The sequence below is a fragment of the Mageeibacillus indolicus UPII9-5 genome, assembly GCF_000025225.2.
GTDB classification, from domain to species: Bacteria; Bacillota; Clostridia; order Saccharofermentanales; family Fastidiosipilaceae; genus Mageeibacillus; species Mageeibacillus indolicus.
This window is the reverse complement of record NC_013895.2, coordinates 387,222-403,302: the sequence shown is the minus strand read 5'-3', so window position 1 is coordinate 403,302 and position 16,081 is coordinate 387,222. Positions and strand designations below refer to the sequence as shown.

Here is a 16,081-nt window from a genome sequence, read left to right as displayed (position 1 = left end):
AGACGAGGTTAATTTGCTATAATACCATCAGCATACTTTGATTGCATTAAAAAACACTATTTTATAAAACAATATTTTTATTGACATCCGATGGGGGGCCCTGAAAATTGAAACGATCTAACGGACGCGGTAATGCTTTGATTATATTTTTAGGCTTTGTAGTAACTGCTTTACTCGTAGCGACCTGTTATTTTTCTTTGGATAAAACTTCTCACGCCAAAAAAGAGCCAACGCAAAAAACTGCACGGCACATTTTTACCTCTGATTCAAATACAGTTTCGACAGAAACTCCTGCTATAGCCGTAGCAAGCGAAGAAAATAAGCCTCAAGCAAGCGAAGAAAGTAAGCCTCAAACAACCGTGGTTAGCAAACCACCGCGCGCCAATTGGCCGGAAATAACCGCCGCAGATGGAAGAGATGACTTGGGCGTGCCCTATACAATAGACGGTACAGTGTTGGTAAACCGCAAGCATCCGGTAAATTGGGACTATGTTCCAGCCATCGATTCGGCCGGTGGGGTAATTTTGCAGCCGCAAGCGAAAAAAGCCTATGAGGAAATGCATACGGCCGCTATGCAAGACGGAATTCAGTTTTATTTTCGCAGTGGCTATCGAGATTTTGCCACTCAGGCGGCCATCTACCAGCAATACGCCCGCACCGACCCGAACGGGATAGCCGGTGCCAACAGATATTCGGCCCCACCCGGTGCAAGTGAGCACCAAACAGGTTTGGCAGTGGATATTGATAACGGTAGCGGCCTGTCTTACGATTTTGACCAGACGCCGGCCGGAATTTGGTTGCATAAAAACGCCTATAAATTCGGCTTTATCATCCGTTTTCCTAAAGGGAAAGAACCCATCACCGGCTACACGTATGAGCCGTGGCATTTTCGCTACATCGGCGTTGAAAAAGCGGCTGATTTCGGCCCGGAAAACACCTTGACCTTGGAAGAATATCTCCACTCCGAGCCAGCTCCAGCACCTGGTGCTCCGGAATCAGAAATCCCGGATGCGCCGGCAGTTTCGGCTGATCCTGCCCAGGTTAATTGACTTAATCGGCTTAAGCTGAGTTGGCCGAATCGGCCGTGCCGAGTCACTTGTTCTGGTTGCTGAACGCTCCTACTTTGCTACTCATTTTGTCTCGGAAATGATCAAAAAACACCGGAACAATCAGAAAACTCAAGCTGACTAAAATGAAGACGCGGGACATCGACGTCCGGGTAAGTACGCTCCAGGCAGTACTGACATGTGGCGGCACCACAGTGTTACGCCAAGCCACCTCCGCTGCCGGGCCCAATAAAAAACCGGTTAAAAACGCAGCCGGTTTGAGTGAAAATTTACGCATGAAAAATCCGACTAAGGCAAATGCCGGCAGCAGCATAACGTCAGCGAAACGTTCATTAACCATGTAGCAACCTATGACGGCGGCCACCGTAAGCAGCGGAATTATCACTCTTTCGGGAATTTTTATTCCAAGTGCAAAAAACCGGTACGCTGTCAGCCCCAACAACAGCATGCAAAAATGTACGGCCGCGCCGCCGAGCAGAAACGTATAGGCCAGTTGACCGTGCTCATTAAATAAACGGTGGCCTAAAGGCAACCTCATAAGATGAACCCCTGCCAATAAGACAGCAGTTGCGGCATCACCCGGTATGCCAAACGCCAACGTAGGAATCAAAGCTCCACCGGTCGCCGCATTGTTGCCGGCTTCAGCTGCCGCTACACCCTCGGCGGAACCCCTACCAAACATATGCTTATCGGCGGAACGGTCGCGCGCATTACGATAAGCCAGCCGGGCGCCGACACTGGCTCCGGTTCCCGGAAGAATCCCCACCAGAAATCCACTTATCCAGGCATAAATTACCGTGATCGATAAGTTAGCCAACTCCCCACGTGGTGGGCATTTTTTGCCGACAAGCGGATAAGGCTTGGCGCGGCGGTGAAATTTTTGTTCACCCATACTTAGCACGGGAGCAAGCCCGAATACACCTATGACAATTACGCTCAACGGGAAACCGCTCGGAAACACATCCGCCAAGAACGGCAGGCGCGGCATTTCTGTGAGCGGATCTTGGCCGATGGCAGCCAAAGCGGCACCGGCAATCCCGGCCATAAAACCGCGAATGGCACTGCGCGAACTTATGGATGCGACCGATACAATAGCCATGATCAGTAGCCAAAACTCATCCGCGCCGCGGAAATAAGTTTCAGCCATCGCAATTTTTTCAACACTGAACCAGACCGCAATGATGCTCAGCAATCCGCCGACGGTGGAAGCCATGCAAGCGACCGCAACAGCTTGTACCGCCCGTCCTTTTACCGCCATCTGATAGCCGTCCAATACAGTTATTCCTGAAGCTTGGACCCCGGGGATACGGCAAATAATGGCCGAGACGGAGCCACCGAAAACCGAGCCAAAATACACAGCCGCCAACACAATCAGACCGGTCTCAGGTGGCAAGCTGATGACAACCGGCAGCAACAACGCCATGCAAATTGACGGCGAAAGATCCGGCTGGGCTCCAATAAAAATACCTCCACCGGTTCCCAAAAACATTGCCGCCAGATTTACCGGCAAAAACAATCGCGCCAAAGCCTCCCCGAAAAACTCCGTCACCGTTCGTCAACCTCCGAATTGCCGCTCTACACACTTAAACAAATAACCGGTTATTTCTCCGGCCGGCAAAGGCCTGTTCAAAGCGGTAGTAATCAAATATATTACCGGTAGAAGTAAAATCAATGTCCCGCGCTCCCACTTGGCCACACCTTTAAAATGATGGATCACGGCGAAGGCATACACAAGTCCGGCCAAATAAAATCCGAACAAATAGGCACCGAACGGATACAAGACACTTGAACCTAGTAAAAAAACAAACTGCTTTAACTGAAAACCGTTCCATAAGTCGAAACACTCATTATAAAATTTTCGTGTGATCAACAGACGCACCAAGCCACGGCCTAGCATGAAAAGGTCAGCCGCCAGCAAGACGACGACCAACGCAATAAAATAGGAGCGGCCGTCAGATTGCGTAACGGAAGCGAACGCGCCTAAACCACAGCAAGCGACCAAAAAAATGCATCCTACCGTTAAATCACTACTACGCACGGCCTTCCTCCCGCAGATTATTTTCGGCTGATTATATGATTATATCCCCGCCACTTGAAAACGAGCAGCTGTTTAAATCACTTTCAGTATAACAAGGAACGGTTTCCGTGTCTGCCACAAGGTTCAATATAGCCCGCCATAGATTTGTAAATTTAGCGTTAAAATAACCGTTTCTGTAACAATAAGACTTTTTTTCATTTAGCAAACAATTATAATAGACAGTATTGGATATAAAATAAATATCCTTATCATAGCTTAAGGAGATAATTATGAGAATTTTAAAACAAGACGAATTTGAAACCGAAGTTCTTAATTCAAAATTGCCGGTATTGGTTGATTTTTATGCAGAATGGTGCGGTCCCTGCAAAATGCTAGCCCCCATTCTTGAAAAAGTTGCCGCCAGAGTTGAAGGCAAAGCCAACGTGGTAAAAATCGATATTGATCAAGCTAACGAATTGGCTGTAAAATTCGGCATTATGTCGGTCCCTACCATGATTTTTTTCAAAGCTGGCCAACCTGTTTTCAAAAAAATCGGTTTACAACAAGCAGATGCTTTGGTTAATGCAATTGAAGCAGCTCTATAATTTTGCCTGATACCGACAGCCGGCAACATTTTGCCGGCTAAATTTTTATAAAGGATTGTTATGCGTAGACAAATAAAATACCTGATTCTCGTGATTTTCATTTTATTTATTTTCGGCTCCGGATACTACTATTATCGCAACAATACGGTAACTCCGCCGAGCGCCGCCGCTCCCGGTTCATCGGAAGCAGCCATGCAAGCTGATGCCGCTGCCGGAAAACCACTCGATCCGCCAGACATGTTTTTCAGCGATGTAGAAAATACAGTAAAACATTTGTCGGAATATAAGGGCAAAGTGGTCATACTCAATTTTTGGGCCTCATGGTGCTCTGTCTGCGATGCGGAAATGCCCGATTTCAATAAGCTGTACGAAAAATACAAAAGTAACAGTCAAGTTCAGTTCCTGCCAGTGGCGGTGGTTGATGGACAGCGGGAAACTGTCGAAAAGGCCAAAAATTACATGAAGGCCAAAGGTTTCGGGTTGCCCCTCTTTTTTGACTTGCAAGGGCAAATGTTTAATTCTATTGGATTGCCCGGGCTGCCGGTAACCTTAATTTTCAATAAAGATGGACGCTTGATTTCAATTGCACCTTACACCGAACAAACCAAGCCGTATTATGTTCACGTGGGAGCTATGCCGGGTGATCTGCTCGAAAAAATTATTGAAGGAGAATTGGCCAAGTAATGTATCCGCTTTTATTTATTGAAGGAGTTTTATCCTTTGTGTCGCCCTGCATTTTGCCCCTATTGCCGATTTATCTCGCCTATTTGGCTGGAGACGGTCTTTCCGGAACTAAACAGACTGTCATCAATACTTTGGGGTTCATCGCCGGATTTTCAACTATTTTCATTGCTTTGGGGGCGACATCTACCGCGCTCGGACGAGCCTTACAGTCGCATCGCGGTAGCTTAACTCAGGTCGGTGGAATCTTTATTATTTTACTCGGCTTGTACTATTTAGGACAAAACAATGTCAAAATATTGGAGGCGCGGCAAAAAATATCCGAATCTTTGAAAACTTTCCTGGGCAATGCTTGGCGGCGGCCCAGGCAACAAAATAATTTGGCAGCGGCCGATGCTGACGGCACAGCCGCTCCGTCCGTCGCATCAGCTCAGTTAGCTGCCGGAACCGCAGCAAGCGAGACGAAAACGGGCGCAAGTTTTCGGCAAACCGTCAGTCGCAAAGCGGCGAACGGCGAACTGCATTTTTTCAGCAGTTTCGTTTTTGGATTCGCTTTCTGTGCCGGCTGGACGCCTTGCCTATTCACCTGGTTAGCCTCAGCCTTAGCTCTCAGTGCCAACAGTTCTACAGCGTGGCAGGGCGGGTTTATGCTGGCGGTGTTCTCGCTTGGCTTGGGCTTGCCTTTTTTGCTATTCGCGATATTTTTACAAAAATTAAAGACCGCCTTGCAATTCATTCGGCGTAATCTGAATAAGATCCAAGTCATAGCCGGAATACTATTAGTCATCATCGGTTTCAGCATGTGGCTGGGCGTTTTTAACACCTATCTCGGCTGGTTTAACCCCTAGTTTTATTGATGTGCTTTTATAAAAAACATCTATTCACCAGTTCAACGCAAAACGACTATGGAAACGCCATCATTTTGACGTCCATAGTCGCTATCTTTTTTCAGCTCCGGATATATTCTGAGTAGTTTTTGCCCATCAATCGTGCCGGAGGAAAAATTTTCCCCCGCGCACCATCCTTTGATTCGGCCATTTTTGACAGCTGCCATAAGAAATGCGTGAGTAGCTTTTTTTATGCCACCTCCATTGCCGGTCGAGCCGTAGCCATGCACAATTTTGATCACCTGCACGCCCAGCCGCCGCGCCGATGAAAGTTCGCCCTGCAAGATCAACATCGCTTTGGACACTGTCGGCAAAGTCTGCTTAATATTAACCGTAATGATTCGCATCAGTCCATAACCGTGAACAGCTGATGGCACAAATCCCCGATGATCGTGGACAACAATTCAAAGCCACGTGGGAAACTGTCCTTACCGGCAGCGACGAAAGTCGTTCCGTCCCCTTCTGTCAAGCTCAAATGCCAAAGTCTATTGTATTCCCCCGGCCCTTCCACTATCGACTGAGATGGATAAAAATTGTGCCATTTCGTCAAATCAGCCTCACAGAGAGCATTTTTAATCCGTTCTTGCTCAGCCCTGTTAAACGACCTAGTAAAATTACGCGTCCAGCGCGTACTTTCCTGCCAAATAATCAAATCGTCGACAAAATTGAACTCAACCTGCGTTGTTCCCTTGCGAAAAAAGGTTATGTCCACAATCAGCTTACGAACGGATTGGATATTAAGCATTATAGCGTTCCTCTTTAAGTTTGCTGCCGTCGTCCCTTGGCGCAGTTATATATGTTTTCTTTGGTTTTACCACTCTTGTCGCCTTAACATGCACGGTCATAACATTTATTGAGGTCAATTTTTCTATTTCAGAAGCCAAAATCACTTGAATTTCGCGCATGGTATTTTGGGCGTTATAACCGTATTGCAAAGAAATCTCCAATTTCAAGACAATACCATAGGGTTCCTTCTGCAGGTGAAAAGCAGAAACCTCCGCGACACCGGCCACCTTGCGCAAAATAATCATGGCCATAGAATGAATAGCTTCATCTGAAATCGAATATGATCCCAACCCAGAAAAGGTAGGCCGCACCACAGTTTTTGCGTTTTCTTCCATCATCGGGAGCAATTCACGCCCGCCGTCTCGGCCACGGTCCCAGCGCCGTTTTATTTTGTTCAGCGAAGCCGAAAAATAGCCGTTGAACTCGTGCTTTATTTCCATGCTGGGAACCGGAATGGTGTGCTGCCCGGCCCGCAAACGCGTCTGTTTAGCCTGATAACGTTCCTCTGCCGTGGTAAAATCTTCAATTCTTATGTACCTGGACGGTTTGTTGAGCCAAAGGTTGGTACAAATTTTATCAAGCATCGCGTCCGAAGTCCCGAGAATCATTAAAACAGGCGGATTGTGCTGAGCCAAGGCTCGGCGCATGTTTTCCGCCTGAGTTTGATCTAAAAAAATCGCCTGTCTTACCGATTGCAAACGGGTGAGCGCTCTTTTAGCGGATGTGCCGCACAAAATTCTGCTGCCATGGATGAGCAACCCATCGTCAATAAAATAATCGATGTTATTCTGATTGGCCACTTCTATCGCACGAGTTGACTTACCAGTTCCGGACGGGCCGACAAATGCCACAACCTTTATCGAAGCCAGCAGAGAAGTAACCTGTTCACGCAACCGCTCTGCAGACAAATTATGTCGTTGGTTAATAATATTGGCCCACCGTTCAATCGGGGTAAGGCTTGGATTCTGGCTGTTTTTTGGCGGATCCAGCTTGAGCGATGCAAAGAGATTGTTTTTTTCCGAATTGGGCTCAGTCGGCACATCCGATTTCTCAGGTTCGGTCGTGCTTAAGGCATTTTGCAGGCTTGACAGAGCCTCCTTGTCGTCAGTTTTGCCGTCTGCCTGTCTGCTAAACCATAATTTTCGCCAATTATCAATTCGCAACCCCATATAGTATCCGTTATGTCGCTTCGTTCACACGGTAAAACAATATCAGTTATCCCAGTTATGATACACAGCCATTACGTCGTCGTGTTCTTCCAGGCCTTCAATCAATTTCTCAAGTTGTTCAGCGACCTCCGGATCATCTACGGTAACCTTGGTATCAGCAACCGGGCCTAAATTAGCATCCTCAAACTCAATTCCAGCTGCCTGCAAATCGGCCATTACCGCATCGTAATCCTCCGGGGCCGTATAAACAACATAGACATCATCTTCCGGGACAAAATCTGCCGCCCCGGCTTCCAAAGCTTTTTCCAAAACAGCCTCTTCATCCGGGTATTCTTCACGCGAAATAATTATTTCGCCTTTTTTATTGAACATAAATGACACGCAACCGGTGGTTCCCATATTGCCGCCGAATTTGTCGAACAAATGGCGCACATCTGCGGCGGTACGGTTACGATTGTCAGTCAAGGCTTCCACAATTACGGCAACTCCAGCCGGTCCATAGCCCTCATAGGAAATTTCCTCATAATTGGTGTCGGAACCTATGCCTGCCGCCTTATTAATACTGCGTTGAATATTATCATTCGGCATATTGTTCATCTTTGCTTTGGCGATAATATCTTTTAACTTGCTGTTGGAATTCGGATCAGGCCCTCCGGATTTAACGGCGACTTGTATTTCGCGCCCTATTTTAGTAAACAGTGCACCTTTTTGGGCATCGGCTGCGCCCTTTTTTCTCTTAATATTATTCCACTTAGAATGGCCTGACATAATTTCCTCCTTAAAGATACGAACTTGCAAAGTATTTTTTATTCTAACATTTTCAAGCGCAGATTAAAAGATACCCAAGCCGACGCAGAACGCACGTAACGCTAATTTCCAACGCCCAGCACTATTCTACAGTTATAGTAATATTTCTACGCTTGTTCTTGTACGCATTGTACTGTATGACGGCTCCGATCAAATAAACAACATTAAATGCAAGATCTACAATTACAAAACCGGCTCCAAAGCTAATCCGTAGCAGATTAATCACAGAAAACACGCACAGTATGATACCGAATACCATAACCATTGTTCTGCCTTTATTTCCAACACGCCGCCGCAGACCTTGGATACCGAACCAAAGGCGGAAAATCGTCAGAACGAACAGCAATCCGACGAAGCAGAAAATTATCCAACTTATAATATTGGTAAAAGCTGCTCCAGCAGACGGCTGAAATTTCTCACTTTGAAATACGCGACCAATCACATCTCCCGGCAGATATTTTTCGATCTCGTCAAATTCGCTTATAGAACGCAAATAAATTGCACCAAGCGACCCGATTAAAACAACAACTACTCCTAACACTCCGACAACCAATTGGTAAATCGAGCCAATGGTCAAACAAACCTTGGCGGTATTATTGTCATAGCAGTTGCCAGCTTTATTGAATTGCGAGTCGGCACCAACTACGGTATTCACGCCGTTAAACTGATCAGTTGAAGTGTTGGATCTTCCTGTATCATTACCTAAATTATTTTCCATGGTTTCCCTCCATTTAGCACCTCGAATCGTGTGCAGTTTTAAAGTTTCGTAAGTTTCGACAGTTCCCCTCATCTAATTGTCAAACGTGACAATAAACGAGGTATGTGTTATCCCAAACGGTATCTATATGGTATAATATACAGCTGAAACTTTGATTTAGCAATGAGATATTTATTTTAATTATGAGGTATATATGCAACTAAAAGATGCCGTGGCAAAGCGTCGCACCTTCGCCATTATTTCCCACCCTGATGCCGGTAAAACTACTCTGACGGAGAAATTGTTGCTCTATGGCGGAGCAATTCATTTGGCCGGCAGCGTTAAAGCGCGCAAAGCCAATCGGCATGCCACTTCCGACTGGATGGAAATTGAAAAACAGCGGGGAATTTCGGTAACTTCTTCCGTTATGCAATTTTCGTACAACGGTTACAATATAAACATACTTGATACCCCCGGGCATCAAGATTTCTCTGAGGACACTTATCGCACTCTATGCGCTGCTGATGCGGCCGTCATGCTGATAGATGGAGCCAAAGGTGTCGAACCGCAAACCATTAAACTTTTTCAGGTATGTCGTCTGCGCGGAATTCCTATATTTACGTTTGTCAATAAGATGGATCGCGCGGCTAAATCCCCTTTTGAGTTGATGGATGAGCTTGAAAAGGTTCTCGGCATCTTCTCCATCCCTATTAACTGGCCAATCGGCACGGACGGTGATTTTCAAGGGGTTTACAATCGCCTGAATGAAACAGTCGAACTGTTCAATGCCAAAGGAGATCACGGCGCAAGCAAGGTTACAAATTCCACCTTGTCATTGAAGGATGAAACCTGCCGTTCGATTATAACCCCTGAGCATCTAGCTAAACTTAAGGAAGATATTGAGTTGCTGGATATCGCCGGCGATAGCCTCGATTTAGACCGAGTGCGTAAAGGTGAGCTGACCCCGCTTTTCTTCGGTTCAGCAATTACTAACTTCGGCGTAGAACCATTTTTGCGGGAATTTTTGCGTATGGCCACCCCGCCGGGCGAGCGACAGGCGATTGATCGGGTCATTGCCGCCACCGACGAACAGCTAACCGGTTTCGTATTTAAAATTCAAGCTAATATGAATCCTGATCATCGTGACCGGATGGCATTCATACGACTTTGTTCCGGCCGATATACCCCCGATTTGGAGGTCAAGCTGGCACGCACCGGCAAACCGATCCGTCTGACAGCACCGCAGCAGCTTATGGCGCAAGAACGGACGGCAGTCAGTGAAGCTTATGCCGGCGATATCATCGGAGTTTTTGATCCAGGTAATTTTCGTATTGGAGACACCATCTATTCCGGCAACAAGCCGATCAAATTCCAGGCCATACCGAGTTTCCCGCCTGAACATTTTGCCCGCATTGCCCCGAAAGATTCATTGAAGCGCAAGCAATTTTTGAAAGGCATGGAGCAACTGGCGCAGGAAGGTGCCGTGCAAATCTACAGGCAACCAGCGATCGGAACCGAAACTTTTATCGTTGGGGTGGTCGGAATGCTTCAGTTCGACATTTTGGAGCATCGCTTAAAAAATGAATACAAAGTGGACATTCGCCGCGAGACGCTAAACTATCGTCTGGCACGTTGGGCTGTTCCCAAAACCGGGCACACTCTGCCGCCGCTTGACACTTGGAATATCACCAGCACCAGCATGATCGTACTTGATTATTTAGAACAACCGGTTATTTTGTTTGAGTCGCCCTGGGCCATAGACTGGGCCTTACAACGAAATGAGGCTTTAGCTTTGGAGGAAATTAATGACCGCAACTGACGTCAATCCTATAAAACGGAAAGGCGAACCCGTAATCCAAATTCGTGATTTAGGTTTTAGCTACGGGGAAAAGCCAGTTTTTCGTCATCTTAATCTCGACATTTATGCCAATGAGTTCGTCGGTTTAATCGGGGCCAACGGTTCCGGTAAATCCACCTTGGTAAAATTGATTTTGGGCTTGGAAACACCTACTGAAGGAAAAATAATTCGTTTCGGCAAGGAAAATTGGGAAAGCCGTTCCCGCAGTCAAATCGGGTATATCTCGCAAAAAGCGGCCTCGTTTAACAGTGCTTTTCCGGGGACGGTAGAAGAAGTCGTCATGGCCAACTTATGGAGCAAAATCGGCCTGCTGCGTCGTCCCAAAGCAGTGCATCGTCAACGCGTGAAGGAAGCTCTGGAATTGGTCGGCATGCAAGATTATCGCCGGCAGCTAATCGGCAATCTCAGCGGCGGGCAGCAGCAAAGGGTTTTTTTGGCCCGCGTTTTGGTAAATGAGCCCAAACTTATTTTTCTCGATGAACCAACGGTGGGGATTGACGCGAAGAGCGAAGGTGAAATATACCAGTTATTAAATATGCTTAATCAAAAAGCCGGAGTTGGAATCGTTTTGGTATCACACGATATCGGTGCCGTAACGGTTCACACGGAACGCTTGCTTTGCATGGGTGCCGATGGCTTTTTTGAGCACGACACGGCGGAACCGCTGGCCGCTGATTTTCTCAGCCGGTTATACGGTTATGAGGTTTTGGCGCACAGTCATCTCAATCCCGCCTGGGCCGGAATCGGCTCGACCGTGCATTGTGATATTTGTGACCGGCATCACCACCACAATAATTGTGATTGTACAGCCGGCGCAGCTGTGACGGCCGCCTCAGATGCCGCAGACACTTCAGCCGGCGCAGCTGTGACAGCTGCCTCAGATGCCGCCGCAGCCAAAGTAAATAAAAAGGAGTCAACCTAATGTATCTGTCCGCTTGGTTACCGGAAATTTTAGCCTATCCTTTCATGGTGCGCGCCTTCATTGTCGGCATAACTGTCGCCTTGCTTTCAACATGTATCGGTTTGGTTATCGTCCTACGGCGTTTATCCATGGTAGGCGATGCCTTGGCTCATACGTCCCTTGCCGGCGTAACGATCGGCCTTATAGCCGGTTTTAACCCAATTTTGGGAGCAATGGGCAGTGCCGTAACGGCGGCCTTCGCCATCGAATATCTGCGCAAAGCCTTTCACAAGTATTCTGAACTTTCCATAGCGATTGTCATGTCGGCCGGTATCGGCTTAGCGGGTAACCTTTCCGGCTTTGTTACCGGAGTTGCCAATTTTAACAGTTTTCTATTCGGCAGTATCGTTGCCATTGATGACTTTGAATTCAAGCTTATTATCGTAATCGGAGCAGCCGTTCTCCTGCTCAGCCTGCTTTTTTACAAGGAACTTTTCTATATAACCTTCGATGAAGAAGGGGCATTTTTGGCTGGTTTACCCGTATCTGCAATCAACCGCATGTTTACTGTTTTGACCGCCTTGACCATTGCTATCGCTTCGCGTACAGTCGGATCTTTGGTTATTTCTTCACTTCTGATAATTCCGGTGGCCACCGCACTTCAGCTAGCGCGGAGCTATCGTTCTACCCTGTTTATATCGATGGGGCTCAGTGTTCTGTACACGGTTGCCGGTCTGATCACGTCATTTTATTTGGATTTAAAACCCGGGGCCAGTATCGTTTTAATCAGCGTCGCCGGACTTGTAATCGTAATTGTCGGCAAAAAGTTATTTCATCACCGACATTCTTTACACGGCCTTATCAAAGATATACCGTAGATTAGGAGGTCAGCATGTCTATTCAGTCAATACGAACTTTACTAAACCAGGCAGGATTAAAATTTTCCAGACAACGTGAGTCGATTTTGCTTTTGCTGCGTCAAAGTAAATCGCCGCTAACGGCTCAGGAAATTACCGATATGTTGAATGCCAAGCAATCAGGAACCGCCAAGCCCTATTGGCCCTCCACCATATATCGCACCCTCGATTTGCTGCTCGAAGCGAAATTGGTCACCCGTATGGAGATTCCGTCCTCTGAGCATGGAGCGTATATCATGCATGAGGCTAATGCAGACAGCCATTTTGCCGTATGCCTCGGGTGTCACAAAATAACACCGTTGCCGGCTTGTCCTATCCATGAGATAAAGGACGAATTAGGTGAAACCGGATTTCAAGTGACTAATCATCGAGTGGAAATTTACGGATTGTGTTCAAGTTGTAAATCGAACGCAAATTCCGCGGATGAAGTTTCTGCGGCAACGCATTCTGACGATGCGCATTCTTGCGATACACATTCTTTCGATGCGCATTCTGACCTTTCGAAACATACGCCGCCGGAGCGAAAACCTTCAGGCACTCACAATCATATCAACCGTCCCTATAACAAATAATTGGAGGAAAATATGTCCATAATGGAAATTGGAATCAGCCAAAGCTTGTTTTCATCTTATCTAGCTTTCATTTTAATCTTTGTATTGGCTTTAGTCGCAGTAATTCCGGTTATAATCGGCTTTGCGACTTTAGGACGAATCAAGCACTTGGCGACAGTTATTATCGCAGCTTTAAATCATTGTGAATATCGCACCGGCAAACTGGACGGCTGCCAAATCAGCAATCTTGCCTTATTGACCGGCTTGGTCAACGAAGAAAACTTTCCGAAACTAACCGAAACTTTTGCCGAGTTTGAGCGTGACAGCAACAAACTTTTTCACGGCAAATGGACGACAGATTTGCATAAATATATTAATCGCGAACGCTTGCTGACCCAATCGCAATATCGCCTGCTGGAAGCCGATCGCGCATATAAGATCCTAACTTTCGGCCTCTTTGTCACCGCTTTTTCGCTGATTACGACCTTAGCTATCGGCAGCGATGCCCTCCGGCCGGTTCAACCATTCACGCTGCTCCCCGCCTTAACCGCAACGGTATTTTTCTTTCTCATTTACTACCGCAGTGCCAATGCCCGCAAAGATTTGGACGGCGCGATGAAAAAATTTGCGGAAACGGCTTCATTACGACTGCCTATTTTCAGTGATCTGGCCGGCTCCGCCGTTTTAATTGATGCTTTCATGCAATATGACCGTAAAATGGACAGTTCCGTTGCAAAACTTACCAACGCTGTAAATGCTTTGTTCACGCAAGATATGGTTAACGCAGTTAGTGCCTCGATCGAAAAAACCATGCAGCAAGGGGTTGTCCCGCATATCGCGGCTTCACAACAAATTTTAGGCGATTTAGCTCAAGCCGTATCCGCCAAACAAGAGGCCGGGCTACGTGACATGGCCGAAAAATTCACCGGGCAGTTGACCGAAATGATTGCCCGTCATATGGAAGTGTTTTTCCGTGAAGTAGACGGCTACTTACAGCAATTAAACGGTACTAAAGGCGAATTAGCTCAGGCCTTACAGCTTTTGGATACACATCGCCAGGCAACGGACGCGTTGGATGCTACTTTTCAGCAGCACTTGAATTCTTTGACCGAATACAATCAGCAAACCCTAGTATACTTAAAACAAATGGCTGAAGCTCAAGCCAACTTGGGACTCAGCAGCCGACAGCTAAGTGAACTGCAAGCCGGCTCAGCCAACAGCTTGGTGACCTTAGTCGGAAACTTAGGACAGCAGGTAGCCGGATTTGCTCAAAGCATGTCCCAGCTTACCTCCGATATAAAAGCAGAAAACTCCAACACCCGTCAAAGCATTAAATCAATGATTAACAATCAAAACAAAGCCCTTGAAGAATATCATAAACTCAGCGAAAGCATGCTGGACGGCAGCCGAGATTTGGCAAATCAAGCCAAAATAATCAACCAACAGCTGGAAACCATGAACTCTCAGCTGACCACTACCGTGAAGGAATTCAATACAGCCGTTGTGAGCGGAGTGAATGAAGTCATTGCAACTATGGATAGCGATGTTAGCAACATTACCGCCCATTTAACCAATACTGTCGAAGAAATACGAGATATTACCGATTATGCGCGGCAAAACAAGTCGGAGGATAAGGAAAATTGAGACCAGACTTTTCCGTTTCCACTCAGCATAGCCAACAAGAGTCGATTAAAGCGGTAATTCCGGCCCTATATAAGCCACATCTTCTGCAAAATCAGGTCAACGTTACCAATCGTCATCTGCCCTTGCCGGTTGAAGAATTGCAGCGCTTACAGCCTTATCAGGTGAAACAATTTTTATTGGAATTGCGCAACTGCAAGGCCGACCACTTGTTGCAGTGGATAGATCATCTGCCTATGGCCAAGTTAACCTGTGTTTTCCCGGGGATTATAATCGCCTTGGATGAAAATATTCTCAACCGCCTATTTTTGGTTATTGATCAACGCCCCGGGCTGAAATTGTATGCGCTAGCTTGGCAAATGTTGCAATCTTGCTTTCCCCACGATTACATGCTCAAAGCTTTCCGCCTGCTCTGTACGAAATTGCGTCAAAATAAAATGTTTATTAAAAGCGAGGCAACTAATGCTATAATCGATGCGGCAATCAACAGTTTGGATGAAACTGAATTTTTCAATTCGTTAGCAGATTTTTTAAACGAATTGCCGGCAGCTGAACTCGATTCCAAACGGCGTGAGTTGGCCTTACAAAGTGATTCGGTACTATGGTTGGCTCTCCTGACCGAGTATTTCCGTGAATGCGAAATTAGCAATCTTTATCAGGGGCGGGAATGTTTGGCGGCGTTGCTTCCGAATATTCAATGCAGTTTGGCGGAGAATATTCTTAGGCGAATCCGCTATGCCCAAGAACTGGCCGAATCGCAAAAGCAAGCTGTTGCCGAAGCTATTTTTAAACAGGTGCCAATTCTTGGTGCAGAAAGCAAATTATGGGGAGCTGTCAATAAAGACACCCACACCTATTTTAAGCGTCTGGCAATTTCTTTGGCTTTGGCAGCGCACTGCGCCAACGATCAAAATAAATGGGCATTTTATCAACCGCATTTTTTACAAATTCTGGATATTGCCGGCATCGCTCCGGACATTATAGCTCTGCGTTTTAATGGATTTATTTTGGTCGATAATCGTCAAATACGTCAATCAATCTATTATTACACCAATGCTGCCGTCGAAGCGATTTTGGCTTCCGGCGTGGAGCAAGCCGACCTCGGCCGGCCGGGATTTGAGTTGCCGGGTCTGAAGCCCTGGCTTTCTCTCGCCGAACAGCCGAATGAGCCGGCTTTACGCTTAGACATAACCCCTTCTATGATCAAAACCACTCATTCCATGCTCCACCTGCTTTCAGGCAGTGAGGGCAAATCCCCCATTTCTCCTGAATAGGTGTGACCGCGTAGTCAGACCGGTTCAGAAATAGTTGTTGCTATGCAATATATTACCGCATGTCTTTTAGAGCCGTAGCTCGAATACACCCGGCCGGAAATGTGCCCCCGGAGATGTACACTGAGTTCTCCCACCAGCAGGTGCCTTCTCGCCAACTCTTGAACTTTCTGTAAATACGGCAAATCCGAACATTGGTTACATTAATACTGTCTAATTTCGGCTA

At 46.7% G+C, this 16,081-nt stretch carries 17 protein-coding genes; 10 read left to right on the top strand and 7 right to left on the bottom strand.

Translation table 11 applies throughout. The features are described 5' to 3' along the window. The first annotated feature begins 107 nt into the window (after positions 1-107). Positions 108-1,049 (top strand): M15 family metallopeptidase, encoded by a 942-nt coding sequence (locus HMPREF0868_RS08620; RefSeq protein WP_012993009.1) that lies wholly within the window; start codon positions 108-110, stop codon positions 1,047-1,049. Positions 1,050-1,092: 43 nt separating this feature from the next. Here the strand turns inward: HMPREF0868_RS08620 and HMPREF0868_RS01825 are convergent, their stop codons facing one another. Both HMPREF0868_RS01825 and HMPREF0868_RS01820 read right to left on the bottom strand, forming a co-directional pair. Next, positions 1,093-2,616 carry a tripartite tricarboxylate transporter permease gene (locus tag HMPREF0868_RS01825; RefSeq protein ID WP_012993008.1) on the bottom strand — a complete coding sequence of 508 codons (1,524 nt, stop codon included), beginning with the start codon at positions 2,614-2,616 and terminating at the stop codon, positions 1,093-1,095. Between the two features lie 6 nt (positions 2,617-2,622). Beyond that, positions 2,623-3,105: a hypothetical protein gene (locus HMPREF0868_RS01820; protein WP_012993007.1), complete on the bottom strand. Its 483-nt coding sequence runs from the start codon at positions 3,103-3,105 to the stop codon at positions 2,623-2,625. A gap of 269 nt (positions 3,106-3,374) precedes the next feature. Here HMPREF0868_RS01820 and trxA point away from each other — a divergent pair, with 269 nt between their 5' ends. The 3 genes from trxA to HMPREF0868_RS07785 are packed head-to-tail and all read left to right on the top strand — an operon-like array spanning position 3,375 to position 5,218. Next, positions 3,375-3,689, top strand: coding sequence for a thioredoxin (trxA, locus tag HMPREF0868_RS01815; protein WP_012993006.1), 315 nt, complete (start codon positions 3,375-3,377; stop codon positions 3,687-3,689). Between the two features lie 60 nt (positions 3,690-3,749). Then, entirely contained in the window at positions 3,750-4,373 is a 624-nt protein-coding gene (locus HMPREF0868_RS07790; RefSeq protein ID WP_012993005.1) for a TlpA family protein disulfide reductase, read from the top strand. Further along, positions 4,373-5,218, top strand: coding sequence for a cytochrome c biogenesis CcdA family protein (locus HMPREF0868_RS07785; RefSeq protein ID WP_012993004.1), 846 nt, complete (start codon positions 4,373-4,375; stop codon positions 5,216-5,218). The genes HMPREF0868_RS07790 and HMPREF0868_RS07785 overlap by 1 nt, the downstream gene beginning before the upstream one ends. Before the next feature lie 41 nt (positions 5,219-5,259). Here HMPREF0868_RS07785 and HMPREF0868_RS01795 read toward each other — a convergent pair whose 3' ends face one another. The 5 genes from HMPREF0868_RS01795 to HMPREF0868_RS01775 form a co-directional block, all read right to left on the bottom strand. After that, positions 5,260-5,634: a hypothetical protein gene (locus HMPREF0868_RS01795; protein WP_156026583.1), complete on the bottom strand. Its 375-nt coding sequence runs from the start codon at positions 5,632-5,634 to the stop codon at positions 5,260-5,262. Then, the gene (locus HMPREF0868_RS01790) at positions 5,604-6,002 is read right to left on the bottom strand and encodes a hypothetical protein (protein ID WP_012993002.1); all 399 of its coding nucleotides are present in this window, start codon (positions 6,000-6,002) and stop codon (positions 5,604-5,606) included. The genes HMPREF0868_RS01795 and HMPREF0868_RS01790 overlap by 31 nt, the downstream gene beginning before the upstream one ends. Next, positions 5,995-7,212, bottom strand: a complete 1,218-nt coding sequence (locus HMPREF0868_RS01785) for a hypothetical protein (RefSeq protein WP_012993001.1) — start codon at positions 7,210-7,212, stop codon at positions 5,995-5,997. The genes HMPREF0868_RS01790 and HMPREF0868_RS01785 overlap by 8 nt, the downstream gene beginning before the upstream one ends. Positions 7,213-7,254: 42 nt before the next feature. Beyond that, positions 7,255-7,980 (bottom strand): YebC/PmpR family DNA-binding transcriptional regulator, encoded by a 726-nt coding sequence (locus tag HMPREF0868_RS01780; protein WP_012993000.1) that lies wholly within the window; start codon positions 7,978-7,980, stop codon positions 7,255-7,257. Between the two features lie 121 nt (positions 7,981-8,101). Beyond that, positions 8,102-8,737: a hypothetical protein gene (locus HMPREF0868_RS01775; protein WP_012992999.1), complete on the bottom strand. Its 636-nt coding sequence runs from the start codon at positions 8,735-8,737 to the stop codon at positions 8,102-8,104. Positions 8,738-8,930: 193 nt separating this feature from the next. On the opposite strand from HMPREF0868_RS01775, the gene HMPREF0868_RS01770 reads away from it, so the two are divergent. From HMPREF0868_RS01770 to HMPREF0868_RS01745, 6 genes are read left to right on the top strand one after another with little or no spacing between them, the layout of a single operon-like run. Next, on the top strand, positions 8,931-10,535 hold the full coding sequence (locus HMPREF0868_RS01770; protein WP_012992998.1) for a peptide chain release factor 3: 1,605 nt from the start codon (positions 8,931-8,933) through the stop codon (positions 10,533-10,535). Then, complete coding sequence (locus HMPREF0868_RS01765; protein ID WP_012992997.1) at positions 10,522-11,496, top strand: metal ABC transporter ATP-binding protein; 975 nt, start codon at positions 10,522-10,524, stop codon at positions 11,494-11,496. The genes HMPREF0868_RS01770 and HMPREF0868_RS01765 overlap by 14 nt, the downstream gene beginning before the upstream one ends. Continuing rightward, positions 11,496-12,353 carry a metal ABC transporter permease gene (locus tag HMPREF0868_RS01760; RefSeq protein ID WP_012992996.1) on the top strand — a complete coding sequence of 286 codons (858 nt, stop codon included), beginning with the start codon at positions 11,496-11,498 and terminating at the stop codon, positions 12,351-12,353. Before HMPREF0868_RS01765 ends, HMPREF0868_RS01760 begins: the two co-directional genes overlap by 1 nt. Positions 12,354-12,367: 14 nt before the next feature. After that, positions 12,368-12,964, top strand: a complete 597-nt coding sequence (locus HMPREF0868_RS01755; RefSeq protein WP_012992995.1) for a Fur family transcriptional regulator — start codon at positions 12,368-12,370, stop codon at positions 12,962-12,964. Between the two features lie 12 nt (positions 12,965-12,976). Further along, positions 12,977-14,587: a hypothetical protein gene (locus HMPREF0868_RS01750; protein ID WP_012992994.1), complete on the top strand. Its 1,611-nt coding sequence runs from the start codon at positions 12,977-12,979 to the stop codon at positions 14,585-14,587. Continuing rightward, positions 14,584-15,858 (top strand): hypothetical protein, encoded by a 1,275-nt coding sequence (locus tag HMPREF0868_RS01745; RefSeq protein ID WP_012992993.1) that lies wholly within the window; start codon positions 14,584-14,586, stop codon positions 15,856-15,858. Before HMPREF0868_RS01750 ends, HMPREF0868_RS01745 begins: the two co-directional genes overlap by 4 nt. Positions 15,859-16,081: the final 223 nt, after the last annotated feature.

Excerpts from the sequence above, each read along its gene's own strand:
- trxA (WP_012993006.1), top strand. The coding sequence starts at position 3,375 with ATGAGAATTTTAAAACAAGACGAATTTGAAACCGAAGTTCTTAATTCA.
- HMPREF0868_RS07790 (WP_012993005.1), top strand. The coding sequence starts at position 3,750 with ATGCGTAGACAAATAAAATACCTGATTCTCGTGATTTTCATTTTATTT.
- HMPREF0868_RS07785 (WP_012993004.1), top strand. The coding sequence starts at position 4,373 with ATGTATCCGCTTTTATTTATTGAAGGAGTTTTATCCTTTGTGTCGCCC.
- HMPREF0868_RS01790 (WP_012993002.1), bottom strand. The coding sequence starts at position 6,002 with ATGCTTAATATCCAATCCGTTCGTAAGCTGATTGTGGACATAACCTTT.
- HMPREF0868_RS01785 (WP_012993001.1), bottom strand. The coding sequence starts at position 7,212 with ATGGGGTTGCGAATTGATAATTGGCGAAAATTATGGTTTAGCAGACAG.
- HMPREF0868_RS01780 (WP_012993000.1), bottom strand. The coding sequence starts at position 7,980 with ATGTCAGGCCATTCTAAGTGGAATAATATTAAGAGAAAAAAGGGCGCA.
- HMPREF0868_RS01775 (WP_012992999.1), bottom strand. The coding sequence starts at position 8,737 with ATGGAAAATAATTTAGGTAATGATACAGGAAGATCCAACACTTCAACT.
- HMPREF0868_RS01770 (WP_012992998.1), top strand. The coding sequence starts at position 8,931 with ATGCAACTAAAAGATGCCGTGGCAAAGCGTCGCACCTTCGCCATTATT.
- HMPREF0868_RS01765 (WP_012992997.1), top strand. The coding sequence starts at position 10,522 with ATGACCGCAACTGACGTCAATCCTATAAAACGGAAAGGCGAACCCGTA.
- HMPREF0868_RS01760 (WP_012992996.1), top strand. The coding sequence starts at position 11,496 with ATGTATCTGTCCGCTTGGTTACCGGAAATTTTAGCCTATCCTTTCATG.
- HMPREF0868_RS01755 (WP_012992995.1), top strand. The coding sequence starts at position 12,368 with ATGTCTATTCAGTCAATACGAACTTTACTAAACCAGGCAGGATTAAAA.
- HMPREF0868_RS01750 (WP_012992994.1), top strand. The coding sequence starts at position 12,977 with ATGTCCATAATGGAAATTGGAATCAGCCAAAGCTTGTTTTCATCTTAT.